The sequence below is a fragment of the Pseudomonas sp. NFACC37-1 genome, from assembly GCF_900101575.1.
In the GTDB taxonomy this organism is placed as follows: Bacteria; Pseudomonadota; Gammaproteobacteria; order Pseudomonadales; family Pseudomonadaceae; genus Aquipseudomonas; species Aquipseudomonas fluorescens_AA.
The window spans coordinates 1-17,776 of record NZ_FMUZ01000046.1; the positions used below are offsets into that span (position 1 = coordinate 1).

Genomic DNA, 17,776 nt, shown 5'->3' on the forward strand with positions numbered 1-17,776 from the left:
GAGCAAGCTCGCTCCCACAGTGGATTTGTGGTGCTGCACGGTACTTGAAACCTATGCAGGCCCCTTGTGGGAGCGAGCTTGCTCGCGATAGCGGAGTGTCAGGCGACATTGATGTTGGATGGGCTGGCCTCTTCGCGAGCAAGCTCGCTCCCACAGTGGATTTGTGGTGCTGCACGGTACTTGAAACCTATGCAGGCCCCCTGTGGGAGCGGGCTTGCTCGCGAAGGCGGAATGTCAGGCGACATGGATGTTGAATGGGCAGGCCTGATCGCGAGCAGGCTCGCTCCCACAGTAGATTGGCGGTGTGTTGTAGATTAGGGCAACAGGCAACGACCTAAGCCACAGTGATTCTCGAGGCGGGGAGGCGTAGGCCTCCCCGTATCGTTTTTGGAAAGCACATGAATATTCTGATCGTTGGGCCCAGTTGGGTCGGTGACATGGTAATGGCGCAGACACTGTTCCAGTGCCTGAAACAGCGTCATCCGCAGTGCGAAATCGACGTCCTGGCCCCGGAGTGGAGCCGGCCGATCCTGGAGCGCATGCCCGAAGTGCGCAAGGCCTTGAGCTTTCCGCTCGGCCACGGCGTGCTGGAACTGGCGACCCGTCGACGCATCGGCAAATCCCTGGCCGGTCAGTACGACCAGGCGATCCTGTTACCCAATTCGTTGAAATCGGCGTTGGTACCGTTCTTTGCCGGTATTGCCAAGCGCACCGGTTGGCGTGGCGAGTTTCGCTACGGCCTGCTCAACGACGTGCGCGCCCTGGATAAAGACCGTTACCCGCTGATGATCGAACGTTTCATGGCCCTGGCCTACGCGCCGGAGGCCGAGTTGCCCAAACCGTATCCGCGGCCGAGCCTGCGGATCGACCCGGTGACCCGTGGCGCAGCGCTGGCCAAGTTCGGCCTGAGCCTGGACCGTCCGGTGCTGGCCCTGTGTCCGGGGGCCGAGTTCGGCGAATCCAAGCGCTGGCCGGCGGAGCATTACGCCCAGGTGGCCGAGGCGAAGATTCGCGAAGGCTGGCAAGTCTGGCTGTTCGGCTCGAAAAAAGATCACCCCGTGGGCGAGGACATCCGCTCGCGGTTGATCCCGGGCCTTCGGGAAGAGTCGGTGAATCTCAGTGGCGACACGTCCCTGGCCGAGGCCATCGACCTGTTGTCCTGCGCCGATTCGGTGGTGTCCAACGACTCGGGCCTGATGCACGTGGCCGCAGCCCTTAACCGTCCGTTGGTGGCGGTCTACGGTTCCACCTCGCCAGGCTTCACGCCACCGCTGGCCGACCAGGTCGAAGTCGTGCGCCTGGGCATCGAATGCAGCCCGTGCTTCGACCGCACCTGCCGTTTCGGCCATTACAATTGCCTGCGCCAGCTCATGCCGCCGTCGGTGAACGAGGCCCTGGAGCGTTTGCAGGGCACCCCCGTGGAGGTTCGGTAACTTGCGGGTATTGCTGATCAAGACCTCTTCGCTGGGGGATGTGGTCCACACCCTGCCGGCGCTGACCGATGCGGCACGGGCGATTCCGGGCATCAAGTTCGATTGGGTGGTGGAAGAAGGCTTCGCCGAAATCCCCACCTGGCACCCGGCCGTGGGCAAGGTCATTGCGGTGGCGATCCGGCGATGGCGCAAGAACCTCTGGCAAACCATCAAGAGCGGCGAATGGCGACGCTTCAAGCAGAGCGTACGCGCCGAAAAATATGACTTGGTGATTGACGCCCAGGGCCTGCTGAAAAGCGCCTGGCTGACCCGTTACGTCAAGGCGCCAGTGGCCGGTCTGGATAAAAACTCGGCGCGTGAGCCCCTGGCGGCGCGCTTTTATTCCCGGCGCCTGGCGGTGGCCCGTGGGCAGCATGCGGTCGAGCGCGTGCGCCAGCTGTTTGCCGTGGCGCTGGGGTATGACTTGCCGCAGACGCTGGGTAACTACGGCCTCGATGTCGACCGGCTGGTGGAGTTGCCACGCCCATACCCCTACGTGGTGTTCCTGCACGGCACCACCTGGGAGTCCAAGCATTGGCCCGAACTTTACTGGCGCCAGCTCACTGAGCGCATGGGGCAGTTCGGCGTGGTCGTCAAACTGCCGTGGGGCAACCCGGCCGAAAAGGCCCGGGCCGAACGCATCGCCAGCGGGCTGCGCAACGCCTTGGTACTGCCGAAGCTGAACCTCGGCGGCATGGGCAAGGTACTTGCCGGCGCCCAGGCCTGCGTGGCCGTGGATACCGGCCTCGGGCATCTGGCCGCGGCCCTGGACGTGCCGACCATTTCGCTGCTCGGCCCGACCAACCCGGTGCTGACCGGTGCCTATGGCAAGGGCCAGATTCACCTCGCCAGTGATTTCCCTTGCGCACCATGCATGCAGAAACATTGCACTTATCCGCCGACCGCCGAAGATGCCCGGCGGTTTGACCTGAAACGCGAGCAGCCCCTGTGCTTCACGCGTCTGAACCCCGAGCGTGTTGCCAGCCACCTGAGCACGTTATTGGCTGAGGAGCCGCGCTGATGCAATTGGCTTTTGTCCTTTACAAGTACTTCCCCTTCGGTGGCCTGCAGCGTGACTTCATGCGCATCGCCCTGGAATGCCAGCGACGCGGTCACCAGATCCGTGTCTACACGCTGATTTGGGAAGGTGACGTGCCGCCCGGCTTCGAGGTGCTGGTGGCGCCGGTCAAGGCGCTGTTCAATCATCGCCGCAACGAGAAACTCAGCGCGTGGATGGAGGCCGACCTGGCCAAGCGCCCGGTGGACCGTTTGATCGGCTTCAACAAAATGCCCGGCCTGGACGTGTACTACGCCGCCGACGGCTGTTTCGAAGACAAGGCGCAGAACCTGCGCAACTCGCTGTACCGGCGCTGGGGCCGCTACCGGCATTTCGCCGAGTACGAGCGGGCCGTGTTCGCCAAGGATGCAAAAACCGACGTACTGATGATTTCCGAGGTCCAGCAGCCGCTGTTCATCAAGCACTACGACACACCGCTGGAACGCTTTCACCTGCTGCCACCAGGCATCGCCCAGGACCGCCGCCGGCCCGCCGATGCCGATCAGATTCGCGCCGCCTTCCGGGCCGAATTCGAGCTGGCCGACGACGACCTGCTGCTGGTGCAGATTGGCTCCGGGTTCAAGACCAAGGGCGTGGATCGCAGCCTCAAGGCCTTGGCCGCGTTGCCAGCCGAGCTGCGAAAACGCACCCGGCTATTTGTAATTGGCCAGGACGACCCCAAGGTATTCCAACTGCAGAGCGCCGCGCTGGGGCTGGGCGACAACGTGCGGTTCCTCAAGGGCCGCAGCGACATCCCGCGTTTCCTGCTGGGCGCCGATCTGTTGATCCATCCGGCGTACAACGAGAACACCGGCACCGTACTGCTCGAAGCACTGGTGGCCGGGTTGCCGGTACTGGTCAGCGCGGTGTGTGGGTACGCCCATTACATCGCCGAGGCCGACAGTGGCCTGGTGTTGGATGAGCCGTTCGAACAAGCCCAGCTCAACGAATACCTGGGCCGCATGTTGAACGATGCCGATGCCCGGGCGGCCTGGAGCCGCAATGGTCTGGCCTTCGCCGAGACGGCCGACCTCTACAGCATGCCGCAGCACGCGGCCGATGTGATATTGGCGGAGCACGCACAATGAAGTTGATGCTGGCCGAACCGTTCAAGAGCCTTTGGGCCGGGCGCGATGCGTTCACCGAAGTCGAAGCGCTCAAGGGCGAGGTCTATCGTGAACTGGAAGCCCGGCGCACCTTGCGCACGGAGGTGGACGGTCGCGGCTTTTTCGTGAAGATCCACCGTGGCATCGGTTGGGGCGAGATCTTCAAGAACTTGTTCACCGCCAAGCTGCCGGTCCTCGGTGCAGGGCAGGAGTGGAAGGCTATCCAGCGTTTGCAGGAAGCCGGCGTGCCGACCATGACCGCTGTCGCCTACGGCGAGAAGGGCAGCAACCCGGCGGACCAACACTCGTTCATCGTCACCGAAGAGCTGGCGCCGACCGTCAGCCTCGAAGATTTCAGCATTGACTGGGTCAAGCGGCCGCCGCAACCGACGCTCAAGCGTGCGCTGATCGCCGAAGTGGCGCGTATGACCGGCATGATGCACCGCGCCGGCGTCAACCATCGTGACTGCTACATCTGCCACTTTCTGCTGCACACCGACAAGCCGGTGACCCCTGGGGATTTCAAACTCTCGGTGATCGACCTGCACCGCGCCCAGACCCGTCCCGCCATCACCACTCGCTGGCGCAACAAGGACCTGGCGGCGCTGTATTTCTCGGCGCTGGACATTGGCCTGACCCGCCGCGACAAGCTGCGTTTTCTCAAGGGGTATTTCCAGCAGCCGCTGCGGCGGATCCTCGCCGAAGAGGCTTCGTTGCTGGCCTGGCTCGAAGACAAGGCCGGCAAGCTGTATGCCCGCAAGCAGCGGTACGGGGACGCGCTCTGATGTCGGGTTGGAATCTGGAGCCGGAATACGTCGAGCTGGCGGAGGATTTTGGCAGCCTTGAGGCGGTGTTCGCGTTGCAAGGGGAGCGTTTGACCCGTGACCCGTTGTCAGAGGTGATCCGGGTACGGCGCAACGGCGTGAACTATTACGTCAAGCGCTACGTCGGTGCCGGCAAAGGCTTGCGGCGCTACCTGGGCAAGCCACGGGTCAAGTCCGAATGGCAGAACCTCAAGCGCTTTGCCAAATGGGGCATCCCCACCGCCGAAGTCGTGGGCTGGGGCTTGGAGCGAAACGGTGCGACCTATGCCCGTGGTGCGCTGATCACCCGTGAACTGCCCCACACCGAAGACCTCTCGGCGCTCGCCGAGCGTCACGATTCGCGGCTGGCGGACCGTGCCTGGGTCGATCATGTCAGCCGGCAACTGGCCGGCTACACGCGGACCATGCACGACCACCGCTTCACCCATAACGATCTGAAGTGGCGCAACCTGCTGATCGACGACCGCTCACGGTTGTTTCTGATCGACTGCCCGAACGGGGACTTCTGGCGTGGTTTCTGGCTCAAGTACCGCATCACCAAGGACTTGGCGTGCCTGGATAAAGTGGCCAAATACCATTTGTCGGCCACGCAGCGCCTGCGTTTTTACCTGCAATACCGCCAGCGCGACCGGCTCGATGCGTGTGACAAGAAACGTATCCGTCACGTGGTGAGATTTTTCGAGGGGCGTGAATGACTGACTTTCTGGCCGCTGAAGACCGAGCGTTGTTGCAACGCCATGGCCTGGACAGCTTCGAGGCCCTGTGGGCGCGGCAACTGGATGCGGTGGACGAACCCAACACCTCGGGCGATGGCTGGAGCAGCGTGTTCCGGCTGGAGCTGGACGGGCAGGGTTATTACCTCAAGCGTCAAAGCAATTACCTGACCCGGACATGGTCCCACCCTTTTGGCGAGCCGAGTTTTTCCCGGGAGTTTCGCAACATCAGCCGTTATCGGCAGCTGGGGATTCCGGCCCTGCAAGCGGTGTTCTATGGTCAGCGCAAGGTGGAAGGCGAGGTGCGGGCGATCCTGCTGACCCGGGCCCTGGATGGCTGGGACGACCTGGACTCGCTGTTGCAACGCTGGCCGAGCCTGACGGCGACGCAGCGCACCACCGTCCTCGACGCCTGCGGGCAATTGGCGCGGCGCCTGCACGGCATGCATCAGGTGCACGGTTGCTTCTATCCCAAGCATATCTTTCTGCAAGCCACCGCCGACGGGTATCAAGCGCAATTGATCGATTTGGAAAAGACCCGGCCGCTGCTGTTTGGTCAGCGTGATCGGGTCAAGGACCTGGAGCCGTTGTTGCGGCGCGCGTCCATCTGGAGCGAGGCCGATGTACGCCAGCTGTTGTCTGTCTATCTGGCTCAACCGCTCGACGCCGCGCTGGTCGACAGCTGGATGGAGCGCCTGAGTGCCCGGCGCAGCCACAAGGGAGCCCGTTGATGCATTTGTCCGAATTGAAGAATGCCGGTCGCAGCCCCAGCCTGCCATTGAGCCTGGAGCTGGCCGACGCCGCCGGCCCGGCGAAATTGCAGTTGCTCTCGCTGTTGCGAGTATTGCCGGGGCAGCGCTATGTCGGGGCGGGCATCTGGCGAGGTCGGCCGGTGCTGGCCAAATTGTTGGTGGGCAGCAAGGCTGCCCGGCACTTCCAGCGGGAACTGCAAGGCGTGCGCTTGCTGGCGGAGCAAGGGCTGACGACGCCGCTGCTGCTCGCCGATGGCTTGAACGAGGCTGAAGGCGGCTGGTTGTTGTTCGAATTGCTCGAAGGCGCCGAGAGCCTGGGGGATGCCTGGCAACGGGTCGAACAGCTGCCGTTGCTGGCCGACGAACAGACGGCGGTGCTGGCCGAAGCCCTGGGCGCCATTGCGCAACTGCACGGCAAAGGCCTGTGGCAGGAAGACCTGCACCTGGACAATCTGCTGCGCCACGATGGCAAGCTCTACTTGATCGACGGTGCCGGCATCCGCGCCGAAACCCCGGGGCAACCGTTGTCGCGGCAGAAAGTCCTGGAAAACCTGGGGGTGTTTTTCGCCCAGCTTCCCAAAGCCCTCCAGCCGTTCAATGAAGAGCTGTTGGTGTATTACCTGCTGGGCAACGCCGAACACGCGCTACCCATGGAGGCGCTGCAAAAGCAGATCGACAAGGTGCAGGCCTGGCGCCTGAAGGACTTCCTCGAAAAAGTCGGGCGCGAATGCAGCCTGTTCAGCGTACAGCGCGGGGCGTTCGGTTTGCGGGCGATCCGGCGCGATGAAGAAGCGGCCATGACGCCGGTGCTGGAGCAGGCCGATGCGCTGCTCGACCAGGGCCATGTGTACAAGACCGGCGGCGCGGCCAGCGTCGGCAAAGTCGAGGCGAACGGTCGCACCTTGGTGATAAAACGCTACAACATCAAGAGCTTCGCCCACTGGCTCAAGCGCTTCTGGCGCCCGAGCCGGGCTTGGCATTCCTGGCGCGAAGGCCATCGCCTGGCCTTCCTTGGCATTGCCACGCCCAAGCCACTGGCCTTGCTGGAAAAGCGTTTCCTGTGGCTGCGCCGTGGCGCCTACCTGGTCACCGAGCACCTCTCGGGGCCGGACATCATCGAGCGCTTCGGCCCTTACGTGCAGAGCGGTGAAGCCCCCGAAGCCGAGTTGCTGGCGCTGGATCGCTTGTTCGCCGACCTGATCCGCGAGCGCATCAGCCATGGCGACTTCAAGGGCCATAACCTGTTCTGGCAGCACGACCGCTGGGCGCTGATCGACCTCGACTCGATGTGCCAGCACCGCACCCAGGCCAGCTTCGCCCCGGCCTACGCCCGGGATCGGGCGCGGTTCATGCGTAATTGGCCGCAGGACAGTGCGTTGTATCGGGTGATCGATCAGCGGGTGCCCAAAACGGTCGATAGCACCTCGTCCTAGCGAGCAACGTACTTCGGCAGTCGGATACAGCCTTTGTGGCGAGGGGATTTATCCCCGTTGGGCTGCGAAGCAGCCCCAAATCGACCGCCCAGGGGGGCAGGTTGATTGCGTCCAACTGGTTTTGGGGTCGCTGCGCAACCCAGCGGGGATAAATCCCCTCGCCACAAGTCCCAGGAGCCGGCTTGCCGTGGTCCCTCTAAACAATACGCCCCAAGCTCCCCTTTCACCGCTAGAGGCTTAAGATCGCTTTTAAGCTATAATCCCGCCCTTTAGCTGCCCCGCACCCCTGGCGCGCGGCACATCCATTTTTCGCGGCGCTTGTCGCCCGTATGCAGACATAAGAGGCTAGACCCTGTGGCATTGACGATTCTTGGCCTGTCCGGCGCCCTTAGCCATGATCCTTCCGCAGCGCTGTACATAGACGGCAAGCTGATCGCGGCGGCCGAGGAAGAGCGCTTCGTACGCGATAAACATGCAAAGAACCGCATGCCCTACGAGTCGGCAAAGTTCTGCCTGGAACAAGCCGGCATCAAGCCTTCCGACGTCGATGTGGTGGCGATTCCGTTCGCCCCGATCAGCCTGTTCGGCGAAGCGCGCTGGCACTACGCCAAGCGTTACTGGTACGCCCCGGATCGGGCTCTCGATGCGATCCTGATGGGCAACCGTCGCTACAAGCGCTATCGCCGCAAGATCGTCTGGTGCCTGGAGCAACTGGGCTTCGACCCGAAGAAAATCAAGATCGAGCCGGTCGAGCACCACCTGGCCCACGCCTCCAGTGCCTACCACTGCTCGGGCTTCCAGGAAAAAACCGCGATCCTGGGCATCGACGGCAAGGGCGAATACGCCACGACCTTCTTCGGCTATGGCGAAAACGGCAAGATCCACAAGATCAAGGAATTCTTCGACCCGGATTCCCTGGGTGGCCTGTACGGCGCGATCACCGAGTTCCTCGGTTTTGAAATGCTCGACGGCGAATTCAAGGTCATGGGCATGGCGCCCTACGGCGATGCCAGCAAGTACGATTTCTCGCGCCTGGCCTCGTTCGAAAACGGCGAGCTGGTGATCAATACCGATTACGCCAACGTGATCGGCCTGCGCCGCTATAAAGAGAAGGGCAAGGGCTTCTATTTCTCGCCGAAGCTGATCGAATGGCTCGGACCGAAGCGCGAAGGCGACATCGCCGACGAGCCGTACATCCACTACGCGGCGAGCATGCAGGCGCTGTTCGAGAAGCTCGCGCTGCAAATGATCGACCACTACCTGGGCGACGTGCTCAAGGAAACCGGCAAGCTGGCTTTCGCCGGCGGCTGTGCGTTGAACGTTAAGCTGAACCAGAAGATCATCGCCCGTGACGACGTCAAGGAGCTGTTCGTGCAACCGGCTTCCGGTGATGCCGGTACGGCCGTGGGGGCGGCGGCGTATGTGTCCCACGCCCGTGGCGTGCCGGTGGAGAAGATGGAACACGTCTACCTCGGCCCGGCCTACAGCAACGAAGACGTGATCGCCGCGTGCGCCCGTCATCCGAGCAAGCCGGCCTGGCGCAAGATCGACAACACCCCCGAGCGCATCGCCAGGATCATGGTCGACGGCAACCCGGTGGCCTGGTTCCAGGGGCGCATGGAGTTTGGCCCGCGTGCCTTGGGCGGTCGCTCGATCATCGGGTGCCCAAGCGCCAGCGGCGTGGCCGATCGGATCAACGAACAGATCAAGTTCCGCGAGCGCTGGAGGCCTTTCTGCCCGTCGATGCTCGACACCGTTGCGCCGCAGATGATCAAGGTCGATCACCCGGCACCGTTCATGACCTTCACCTTCGAAGTGGCCGAAGAATGGAAGACCCGCGTGCCGGAAGTCGTCCATGAAGACGGCACCTCCCGGGCCCAGGTGCTCAAGCGCGAATACAACCCGCGCTACTACGACATGATGAAGGCCCTGGAAGTGCTGACCGGCAACGGCGTGTCGCTGAACACCTCGCTCAACCGTCGTGGCGAGCCGATGATCTGCTCGCCGACCGACGCGCTGAACATGTTCTTCGGTTCCGACCTGCAGTACCTGATCATGGAAGACATCCTGGTGGTCAAAGACGGCGTGGACGCTTATGACACGCTCGGCTGAGCGACATGTGCTGCAGTTCTGCCACGGTTATGACGGGCCGTTCCTGGACTGCGCCCGTCAGTACGCCAGCTTGTTCGCGGGCACTGGCTATCGCGTGACCACGGTGTTTCTCACCGGGGTGGCCGATGCCGAGGTCGCTGCCGCCTGTGCCTCGGACGAGGTGCTGTTCATGGAATACAGCTCCAGCGCCATTCGTGGCCTGAAGCTGGGCGCCATTGGCGATCTGCGCAAGATCGCTGCCTCGCGCAACTTCAGTTTCTGCATTGCCCATCGCTTCAAGCCGATCTACATCGCCCTGCTGGGTACTCGCTTGCCGGTGATCGGTGTGCACCATGCCTTCGGGGACTACCAGCGGCGCACTCGCCGGTTGTTCGCCCACGTTTACCGCAAGCGCCTGAGCCTGCTCGGGGTTTCCGATGCGGTGCGTGACGACATGCGCCGCTGCCTGCCGAAATGGCCGGCTGCCCGGATCCAGACCCTCTACAACCGCATCGACCTTGATGCCGTCCAGGCCAGCCTGGTCTCCCGGGAGGAGGCGCGGCATACGCTGGGGCTGGATACGGACACCTGGATTGTCGGCAATGTAGGCCGTCTGCACCCGGACAAGGACCAGGCCACATTGTTGCGCGGCTTTGCTGCGGCGCTGGGGCATCTGCCGCTCAACAGCCAGTTGGCAATTCTCGGCAAAGGTCGCCTGGAGCAGGATCTCAAGGCGCTGGCCCGAGAGCTGGGCATTGCTGATCGTGTGCTGTTCCTCGGCCAGGTGCCAGAGGCGCGCCGTTATTTCCGTGCTTTTGATGTGTTCGCCCTGAGCTCCGACCATGAACCGTTCGGCATGGTGCTGCTCGAAGCCATGGCTGCCGGGGTACCGTTGCTGGCCACGGCCTGTGGTGGGGCCAAGGAAGTGGTCGAAGGCGTTGGCATCCTGTTTCCGCTGGGCGACGCCGAGCACATGGCCCAAGGGCTGCAACACCTGGCGGCCATGGACGATCTGCAGCGTCGTCAATGCGCCGAGCTGATGCTCGATCGCTTGCGCGAACGTTTTTCGGATCGCGCCGTACGCGAGGCATTCTGGCGTTTGCCCCAAGTCACCGAACTGGCGCCGAGGGCCTGATGCTCAACCGATTCCAAGGCTGGCGCGAGCGTGGCTGGACCGCCGTCGATGCGTCGATTTATGCCCAGGCCTGGCAGCGTTTTGGCGGCAGCGTGGCCACTCATCCCCTGGTGGTCGAGCGCCTGGCGGCCCTGGCCGGGATTCCCGTGCGTTACCTGGCGTTCGAGCAGGACGGTGAGCTCAAGGCGGCCATACCGACCTGGGGCCGCGACCTGGCGCTGTCCAAAGACGTGCTCAAGCGCAGCGGCAAGAAGGGCCTGTTCGACCTGGGCAATGCCGAGCTGATCCTGCCGGCGGCGCCCGATGCACAAGCCCCGTTGCGTCATCGTGGACGCTACCTGTCGGCCCTCAACGAGGGGCGCTTCAGCGGCTTGAAGTTGCAGCAGGAACAACTGGCCATGGCCCGCACGCCGGAAGAGCTGTCCAAGAAGTTTCGCTACAACCAGCGCCGTGAACTGCGTTTGCTGGAAGAGGCGGGCGGGGTGGTGCGGCCGGTCGGCGAGTTTTCCAGCGCCGAGCTGGCCTCGATCTACTGCGACCTGTTCCTGCGTCGCTGGGGCTTTGCGGCCACCGGCGCCGAACGCATGGGCGAGGTGATCGAGTTGTTGCGCGAATGGCTGATCGGCTCGGTGATCTTTCTCAACGATGCGCCGATTGCAATCCAGTTGGTGTATCGCGTCGAAGCGCCCGAGTGGATCAGCGTCGAGTACATCAATGGTGGCGTCGACCCGCAGACCCGCGAATTCAGCCCCGGCAGCGTGTTGAGCTTCCTCAACACCCAAAGCGCCTGGGAACACGCCCGTGCCGCCGGCAAGCCGTTGCGTTTTTCATTCGGCCGGGCGGACCGGGAATACAAGGACCGTTGGTGCAACCCCGTGCCGGTGTTTACCGTATGAACCCACCCATGAGTCGCAAGCAACAGTTACTCAGGCGCCACCGTCGCAACAAGCGCGTGGGGTTGTTACTTGCCCTTGTGGTGTTGGTGTCGCTGGGCGTCGGGGTGGCCTGGTGGCTGCCCCTGGTACTGGCGGTGCTGGGCTGGATCGCTCACGAGGCGTGGTTCGCCGATCACCTGTTCTATTCGCCCCGGGACGATTACCAATACAGCTTCCCGCCGTTCACCCAGCAACCCAAGGTGCATTTGAATGCCGGGCGGCTTCGGTTGGACGAAGGCGTGATTCTGGATGACGGGGCGACGTTGATCCTCGCAGTGCGGATCAAGAGCACTTGGTTGGGACGTTTCATCGACCCGCTCGTCGAGTTGTCGGGGGGTGAAAGGGATCTGCAAACCTTCGAGCGCGGGGTCAATGGCCTGCGCTATCTCAACCTCAGCGAGCAGGGCCCGGCGTTGTCCCGGGGCGAACTGCGCTTGCGCGGGCGTCATTGCCGTTTGCTGGGCGAGCCGACGCTGTGGTCCTTCACGCCGCCGCCAGTACGGCATCAGCGGGTGATGGTCATCGCTCCCCATGCCGATGATGCGGAGCTGGCTGCCTACGGTTTGTACAGCCAGGCTGACGAGGCCTGGATCGTGACGCTGACAGCGGGTGAAATCGAAGCCGGGCATTATCGGAAGATGGGCCTGGACAGCGTCGAAGCCGCGCGACTCAAGGGCCGTTTGCGAGCGTGGGACAGCATCGCCGTACCCCGCTGGGCCGGTGTGCCTGAAGCGCACTGTGTGCAGTTGGGTTATTTCTGCTTGCAACTGGCGGCCATGCAAGCCGCGCCGAGCCAGCCCCAGGGTTCTCGCGAGGCGGGTCTGAGCGATACCCGGCTGTTCCGCCAGTTGAACCCGTTCGCCCTGCCCGGCGATGCCGACGGTGCGCCAACCTGGAGCAACCTGCTGGCAGACCTGCGCGAGCTGCTGCTCAAGGCGCGCCCCGAAGTCATTGTATTGCCACACCCGACCCTTGATCCGCACCCCGATCATCTCTGCGCCCATCATGCTGTCCTGCAAGCCCTCGAAGGCCTGGAGTGGCAACCGACCACGCTGTTGGGTTATGCCAATCACCTGCACGACAATGACCGCTGGCCCATGGGTGATGCGGGTGCGGGCATTGCGTTACCGCCGTATTTCGACCCGGCCCGGCCGATGCATCCTGTCAGCCTGCCGCTGGCCTTGCCTGGGCAGCGCGACAAGGCCATGGCGTTGGGCATGATGCATGACCTGCAACCGCGCGCGCCGTTCAAGCGTCGCCTGCGCCGTGGCATCCAGCGTCTGCTGGCGGGGCGCACGGGCTCGGCGTACGGCGAGAACGAATTTTTTCGCAAGGCTGTGCGTCGCCATGAACTGTTCTGGCGGCTGTAGAGGCCCAAGGCGGGGCGTCTTTGCGCTACGGCGCAAACCGGCCTCCGGTTATTTATCAAGTCGTTCGGTGCCGCAAGGAAAACGATGAAAGTTCTGTTTCTGGTGCAGAAAGAACAGCGGGCCATCCTGGACCGACTCTACGAAGGCGTGGCCGCTCATTGCGAGTGCGACCTGCGCTGGCTCGACAGCAAGGAACAACGCAACCTGCGGGGGTATTTCCGCCACCATGTGGACGTATCGCGTTACGACCGGATCATATTTTTCCTGCGTTTCAAGCAGGAAATTCGTCAGGCCGGCTTCATCCGCACGATCCCCAACCTGGTGATCCTCGAACACGATGCCTATCAGAATTACATTCCGTGCAAATACACCGGAAAATTCAGCGCGCATTACCGTCGCCTGCCGTGGGTGCGGGTGATCAGTTCCGGCTTCATGGTGACCGAACGTCTGCGCGGCGAAGGTTTCGATGCGGTATTCGTACCCAAGGGCTACGATCAGTCGTTATTGCAGGATCAGGGGCGTGAACGGGATATCGAGTTGGCCTTCGTCGGCAGCACCAACAGTGTTGCCTATAGTGGTCGCAAGGCGCTGCTGGATGAGCTGGGCCAGGTTGAGCCACTGGTCGTGACCCGGACCAAGTCCGGCGAAGAGTATTGCGAGACCCTCAACCGTATCCGCTTTTTCGTCAGTGCCGACGTGGGCATGGGCGAGTTCATGATCAAGAATTTCGAAGCCATGGCCTGCGGCTGTGTGCTGCTGGCATTCGATCAGGGCATCGACGAGGCGCGGGCGCTGGGGTTGCAGGACATGCATAACGTGGTGTTGTACCGTGACATCCCGCAGCTCCAGGAAAAACTTTCCCGGCTGCGCGCCGACCCCGAGCTGGCGCGCAATGTGGCGCACAACGGCCAGAAGCTGGCGCAGGAACAGTTCAGTTTCGCGCGCATCGGGCAGAAAATCGTTGAAGCACTGGAGCCGCCGCTGCGGCCTCGTGCCCCGTTGAGTCTGCTGGAGACATTGCGCCTGAAGCTGGGCGTTTGATACGAACCGTTGAGCCATCCGGTGTTCAGATGGCGTTTGACTAAATGGTATTTCAGTGCAGTTTTCCGACGATAGTGACATTACCCTGGTGGTAACCAGTTGCGGCCGGCTCGATCTGCTCAAGCAGACCCTGGAGAGCTTCGACCGTTTCAACACCGCGCCGATCCGTGAGGTCTTCATTACCGAAGATGCCGGCGACGAAGGCGTGCATGCCGTCATTCCCGCTCACTGGAAGGACCGCACGACGGCTTTCGTCAATCGACCGAAGCTGGGGCAACTGGCTTCGATCGACCTTGCGTACGAGCATGTCAAGACGGCTTATATCTTTCATTGTGAGGACGACTGGGCGTTCTATCGCCCGGCCTTCGTGGAAGATTCGCGCACGATCCTGGAGCAGCGACCGGATATTCTTCAGGTGTGGTTGCGTAACTATGTCTACGATTTGTGCGTACACAGTCCCTACATTCGCTTGGGCGAACGTGAAGTCATCGGCGGCGTGCCCTGTTACCCATTGATTTCAGATAAACCCGAATGGCAAAGCTTCTCTCTCAATCCCGGCCTGCGACGGTTGAAGGAGTATCGGCTCTGTGCCCCTTTCGCCGGTTTCGGCGGTGAAAAAGCCTTGTCGCTTCGTTACGCCGAGTTGAACTTGACGGCAGTCACGCTCGAAGGGGATGCTGTTTTGCACACCGGATTCGGGGTCCATGTGGAAGTGCCCGTGGAGCGCCAGCGCAAGGCTCGCCGCAAGCGCCGCGAGCAGATCAAGTTGTCCTTGGTTCTCTTGCTCGGAGTCTGTATTGGTTGGCTTATCAACTACTGAATGCCGCGAAGCATGAATCCTGGTCCGCGATAAAAGGTTTGCTGCTCGATGAGCATTATCAATGTCATGTGGGCGGGCGGTGCACCGTTCGCTTCGGTACACAAGGTCCATAATCAGATTCTCTCGCGGATGGAACCAGCGATGCCTGTCAAGACATGGCTCTTGCAGGGGTCGGCGGCTGCCTGCCAGATTGATGTCGGGGCGACGCTCGAGTGGAATATGACATCGGCCCGGCTCAAGGGCCGACACGTTTGGCGCCTGCTCAAACCCCTGATGCACAGTCGTTTCCGTCGGGCGTTGCTCGACAGCGATGCGCGTGTGGTATTGCTCGATGGCATCGGCGTGGCCCGTACCTTGTTGCCCGTCCTCAAGGCTATGCCGCAGATCCGCGTGGTGGTGATTTTCCATGGTGCGACACGGCTCAATCCTGCGGGTCGCGAACTGTTGTGCGGCTTTCCCGCCTCCCGCCTGACCCTGGCAGCGGTCTCCCAGACCCTGGCGACGTCGCTCCAGGACGAGTTGGGCATGCAGGTCGCTGCGCTGCGCAGCACCTTCGATCCGGCGCAATTCCAGGCTGCGCTGTTGCCTCGCGAAGCGGCACGTGCCCGACTGGGTTTGCCTGGCCCGCAGATACGCATATTTGGCGCGGTGGGACGGTTGGTGGACAGCAAGGGGTTCGCCTGTCTGTTGGAGGCTTTTGGCCGGGCCGCGGCCCACCATCCCGATTGGCGCCTGGTGATTGTCGGCGAGGGGCCGCGGCGCGAAGCGCTGCAAGCGCGGATCGCCCGGCCGGACCTTGTCGACAAGATCTTGCTGGTAGGGCATCTGGAGGATGTGGCGACGCTCTATCGGGCATTTGACTGGGTGTTGATCCCGTCCCTGGACGAGGGCCTTGGGCTGACCCTCCAGGAGGCTGTCCTGGCTCGTGTCCCTGTGCTGGCCAGCGAACTCGCGGTCTTTCGTGAACAGTTGGGCGACACCGGTTGGTATGCGACGCCCAACGACGAAAACGGCTGGAGCGAGGCGATCGAACGAGCGGCGCTGGCTTCGGCCGATACGGTCGCAGCGGCCCAGTACCGGGCACTGAACCCTGACGAGGCCTGGTCGAGCTTCAGTCAGGTCGCGCGGCAATTGATTTCAGGCAGCCAGTAGGGCGTTTTCCAATGCTTGCATCGGAAAGCTCCCGTTCAGGTTCTCCCGGGCAATATAACGAGCGAAATGCTGTAGGTTGCGACGTGCCAGGTAGCGTGGCAGCGGCGAGCGCAGGAAGCGCATGTCGGCTACATCGATCAGCCCCAGTTGGTTTTCAGGCGTGACAACGATGTTGCCCAGGTGCAGCGAGCGAAAATAAATACCGCTGGCATGCAGGCTGCGGATCAACTCGACAAGTGCTGGAAGAGTATGCTGCCAGCTGAAATTTTCCTGATTCGATAATTGACGCAGGGTTTTACCGGGAAGTGGTCGATACAGTACGGCGGTCATCCCGGGTTTTTGCAGTTTGTAGAAGGCCAGCACTTCGAGGGTCGGTACGCCGAGCTTCTGCAGGCGGGCTGCATTATTGATGAATCGCGTTGAATAAGGCCTTAGCAGGGCCGAAGAAAAAAGCCGCTTGCGGCGAAACAGCTTGAGGATATTCCCATCCTGCAGCAGATAGACTTTTGGGCCGTAGCTGTCGGCCTCCAGAATAGTGGCGCCTTCAATCAATTGATTCAAAGCGGCTTGGGGAAGCCGTGAGGATTGCATCGTAGGGAAACCTTGTTGAAAGAACCGGTGCCGTGGCGGGCCATGATGCCCAAAAGTTTTTGTTTTCACCATGCCGGTTTGGCTGGTAGACCGTTTAGGAGCGTTAGATGCAGGCAACACGTTGGGCGCAGGGCTGGATGGCCTTTGGCTTGTTATGGTTTTTGCTGGCGATAGCCCTGGCACCGACCAACAAGATTTATCAACAAGGGTTAGTTGCATTTGTCTGGCTGCCGGTGATCGTCTTTGCCTGGCCGGCCCGTCACCGGCTGGCAGAGTTATGGCGTGCCCAGCGCGTGATCTACACGGCGTTGCTGGCGCTGATGGCCTGGGCCCTGGTGACACTGACCTGGGCTGAAGTGGCAGAGCCTGCCCGCGAAGCCAAGCGATTGATCTACATCCTGGCGTTCCTGTTGTTTTTCCCGATTTTTGCCAACGGTCAGCCCGAACGCGTGATTCGCATCATGCAATGGGGTGGCCTGGGGCTTGCGCTGACGGCGTTGATGGCCATCATCCATTTCTACGGGTATACGAATCATCCCTGGAATGCGCGTCTGCAAGGGCTGGGGGAGTTGTCCCATCCCATCCTCGGCGGCTATGTGATCGGGTTGGCGGCGATCTGGATGTTGCATTGGATGCCGCGTCATATGGGGCTGCAAGTGCTTTGGGTCGTGGCCTTGGGGCTGTTGGGAATGTTCGTGGTGGCGAGCCAGAGTCGCGGCGCTGCGCTGGCCTTGCTGCTCAGCGTATTGGCCATGCCGATCTATTGCCGGGACCAGCGGGTCCGGATTATCGCCGCCACGACCTTGGTGCTGGCCATGCTGACCTTCTGGTTGCTCGAGCCGTTGGTCATGGCGCGCGGTGCTTCCTATCGACCCGAGATTTTCATGTCGAGCCTGCACATGATTGCCGAGCGCCCATGGGGTGGTCTTGGCGTGGCGGCCGACTATCGGGTTATCAGCCACGGCCTCAAGTTCGATCACGCCCACAATCTGTTCAGCCATGTCGCCATTCAACTCGGGCTGCCGGGGCTGCTGCTGTGGTGCATTGTCTGGTTCGGGGTGTTGCGTGAAGCCTGGCGCGCCCGGGAAAGCCTGCTGGGCCGGGGCGTGCTCGGCATGTGGGTGTTTTCGTTCCTGGCGATGCAGTTCGACGCCGCGAGCCTGACCGGAACCCCCCGCGCCGAATGGTTCATTACCTGGCTGCCGATTGGCCTGGCCAGCGTTTTGACCTGGGCGCAGGCCAATGCCGGTGGCTGTGATAAAATTCCGCGTTCTTCCTAACCAG

General features: G+C 62.2%; 16 protein-coding genes. 15 read left to right on the plus strand and 1 reads right to left on the minus strand.

Going from position 1 to position 17,776, the window contains the following annotated elements; translation table 11 throughout:
* The first annotated feature begins 398 nt into the window (after window positions 1-398).
* The 14 genes from waaF (at window position 399) to BLP82_RS27690 (ending at window position 15,901) form a co-directional block, all read left to right on the plus strand.
* A complete protein-coding gene (waaF, locus tag BLP82_RS27625) occupies window positions 399-1,433 on the plus strand; it encodes a lipopolysaccharide heptosyltransferase II (protein WP_092175911.1) in 1,035 nt (344 codons plus the stop codon).
* Window position 1,434: 1 nt separating this feature from the next.
* Complete coding sequence (gene waaC, locus BLP82_RS27630) at window positions 1,435-2,493, plus strand: lipopolysaccharide heptosyltransferase I (RefSeq protein ID WP_092175915.1); 1,059 nt, start codon at window positions 1,435-1,437, stop codon at window positions 2,491-2,493.
* On the plus strand, window positions 2,493-3,617 hold the full coding sequence (locus BLP82_RS27635) for a glycosyltransferase family 4 protein (protein ID WP_092175919.1): 1,125 nt from the start codon (window positions 2,493-2,495) through the stop codon (window positions 3,615-3,617). Before waaC ends, BLP82_RS27635 begins: the two co-directional genes overlap by 1 nt.
* The gene (rfaP, locus tag BLP82_RS27640; protein WP_092175924.1) at window positions 3,614-4,420 is read left to right on the plus strand and encodes a lipopolysaccharide core heptose(I) kinase RfaP; all 807 of its coding nucleotides are present in this window, start codon (window positions 3,614-3,616) and stop codon (window positions 4,418-4,420) included. Before BLP82_RS27635 ends, rfaP begins: the two co-directional genes overlap by 4 nt.
* Window positions 4,420-5,154: a lipopolysaccharide kinase InaA family protein gene (locus BLP82_RS27645; protein WP_092175927.1), complete on the plus strand. Its 735-nt coding sequence runs from the start codon at window positions 4,420-4,422 to the stop codon at window positions 5,152-5,154. Before rfaP ends, BLP82_RS27645 begins: the two co-directional genes overlap by 1 nt.
* Complete coding sequence (locus BLP82_RS27650) at window positions 5,151-5,903, plus strand: lipopolysaccharide kinase InaA family protein (protein WP_092175931.1); 753 nt, start codon at window positions 5,151-5,153, stop codon at window positions 5,901-5,903. Before BLP82_RS27645 ends, BLP82_RS27650 begins: the two co-directional genes overlap by 4 nt.
* On the plus strand, window positions 5,903-7,357 hold the full coding sequence (locus BLP82_RS27655; protein ID WP_092175935.1) for a lipopolysaccharide kinase InaA family protein: 1,455 nt from the start codon (window positions 5,903-5,905) through the stop codon (window positions 7,355-7,357). Before BLP82_RS27650 ends, BLP82_RS27655 begins: the two co-directional genes overlap by 1 nt.
* Window positions 7,358-7,711: 354 nt before the next feature.
* Complete coding sequence (locus tag BLP82_RS27660) at window positions 7,712-9,469, plus strand: carbamoyltransferase family protein (protein WP_072407178.1); 1,758 nt, start codon at window positions 7,712-7,714, stop codon at window positions 9,467-9,469.
* Window positions 9,453-10,583 (plus strand): glycosyltransferase, encoded by a 1,131-nt coding sequence (locus BLP82_RS27665; RefSeq protein ID WP_092175940.1) that lies wholly within the window; start codon window positions 9,453-9,455, stop codon window positions 10,581-10,583. Before BLP82_RS27660 ends, BLP82_RS27665 begins: the two co-directional genes overlap by 17 nt.
* Complete coding sequence (locus BLP82_RS27670) at window positions 10,583-11,479, plus strand: antimicrobial resistance protein Mig-14 (protein ID WP_092175944.1); 897 nt, start codon at window positions 10,583-10,585, stop codon at window positions 11,477-11,479. The genes BLP82_RS27665 and BLP82_RS27670 overlap by 1 nt, the downstream gene beginning before the upstream one ends.
* A gap of 8 nt (window positions 11,480-11,487) precedes the next feature.
* The gene (locus BLP82_RS27675; RefSeq protein WP_092175948.1) at window positions 11,488-12,888 is read left to right on the plus strand and encodes a PIG-L deacetylase family protein; all 1,401 of its coding nucleotides are present in this window, start codon (window positions 11,488-11,490) and stop codon (window positions 12,886-12,888) included.
* Window positions 12,889-12,972: 84 nt separating this feature from the next.
* Window positions 12,973-13,929 (plus strand): glycosyltransferase family protein, encoded by a 957-nt coding sequence (locus BLP82_RS27680; protein WP_092175952.1) that lies wholly within the window; start codon window positions 12,973-12,975, stop codon window positions 13,927-13,929.
* A gap of 55 nt (window positions 13,930-13,984) precedes the next feature.
* A complete protein-coding gene (locus BLP82_RS27685) occupies window positions 13,985-14,749 on the plus strand; it encodes a hypothetical protein (protein WP_072407168.1) in 765 nt (254 codons plus the stop codon).
* A gap of 48 nt (window positions 14,750-14,797) precedes the next feature.
* Window positions 14,798-15,901: a glycosyltransferase gene (locus BLP82_RS27690; RefSeq protein ID WP_092175956.1), complete on the plus strand. Its 1,104-nt coding sequence runs from the start codon at window positions 14,798-14,800 to the stop codon at window positions 15,899-15,901.
* On the opposite strand, the gene BLP82_RS27695 is transcribed toward BLP82_RS27690, so the two are convergent.
* A complete protein-coding gene (locus BLP82_RS27695) occupies window positions 15,887-16,492 on the minus strand; it encodes a BUD32 family EKC/KEOPS complex subunit (protein WP_072407163.1) in 606 nt (201 codons plus the stop codon). The two genes, BLP82_RS27690 and BLP82_RS27695, sit on opposite strands and share 15 nt — an antisense overlap.
* Window positions 16,493-16,599: 107 nt before the next feature.
* Here BLP82_RS27695 and BLP82_RS27700 point away from each other — a divergent pair, with 107 nt between their 5' ends.
* Complete coding sequence (locus tag BLP82_RS27700) at window positions 16,600-17,772, plus strand: O-antigen ligase family protein (RefSeq protein ID WP_092175960.1); 1,173 nt, start codon at window positions 16,600-16,602, stop codon at window positions 17,770-17,772.
* Window positions 17,773-17,776 lie beyond the last annotated feature (4 nt).

Coding starts and splice junctions, on each gene's coding strand:
- waaF (WP_092175911.1), top strand. CDS start 399: ATGAATATTCTGATCGTTGGGCCCAGTTGGGTCGGTGACATGGTAATG.
- BLP82_RS27635 (WP_092175919.1), top strand. CDS start 2,493: ATGCAATTGGCTTTTGTCCTTTACAAGTACTTCCCCTTCGGTGGCCTG.
- rfaP (WP_092175924.1), top strand. CDS start 3,614: ATGAAGTTGATGCTGGCCGAACCGTTCAAGAGCCTTTGGGCCGGGCGC.
- BLP82_RS27645 (WP_092175927.1), top strand. CDS start 4,420: ATGTCGGGTTGGAATCTGGAGCCGGAATACGTCGAGCTGGCGGAGGAT.
- BLP82_RS27650 (WP_092175931.1), top strand. CDS start 5,151: ATGACTGACTTTCTGGCCGCTGAAGACCGAGCGTTGTTGCAACGCCAT.
- BLP82_RS27655 (WP_092175935.1), top strand. CDS start 5,903: ATGCATTTGTCCGAATTGAAGAATGCCGGTCGCAGCCCCAGCCTGCCA.
- BLP82_RS27665 (WP_092175940.1), top strand. CDS start 9,453: ATGACACGCTCGGCTGAGCGACATGTGCTGCAGTTCTGCCACGGTTAT.
- BLP82_RS27670 (WP_092175944.1), top strand. CDS start 10,583: ATGCTCAACCGATTCCAAGGCTGGCGCGAGCGTGGCTGGACCGCCGTC.
- BLP82_RS27675 (WP_092175948.1), top strand. CDS start 11,488: ATGAGTCGCAAGCAACAGTTACTCAGGCGCCACCGTCGCAACAAGCGC.
- BLP82_RS27680 (WP_092175952.1), top strand. CDS start 12,973: ATGAAAGTTCTGTTTCTGGTGCAGAAAGAACAGCGGGCCATCCTGGAC.
- BLP82_RS27690 (WP_092175956.1), top strand. CDS start 14,798: ATGAGCATTATCAATGTCATGTGGGCGGGCGGTGCACCGTTCGCTTCG.
- BLP82_RS27695 (WP_072407163.1), bottom strand. CDS start 16,492: ATGCAATCCTCACGGCTTCCCCAAGCCGCTTTGAATCAATTGATTGAA.
- BLP82_RS27700 (WP_092175960.1), top strand. CDS start 16,600: ATGCAGGCAACACGTTGGGCGCAGGGCTGGATGGCCTTTGGCTTGTTA.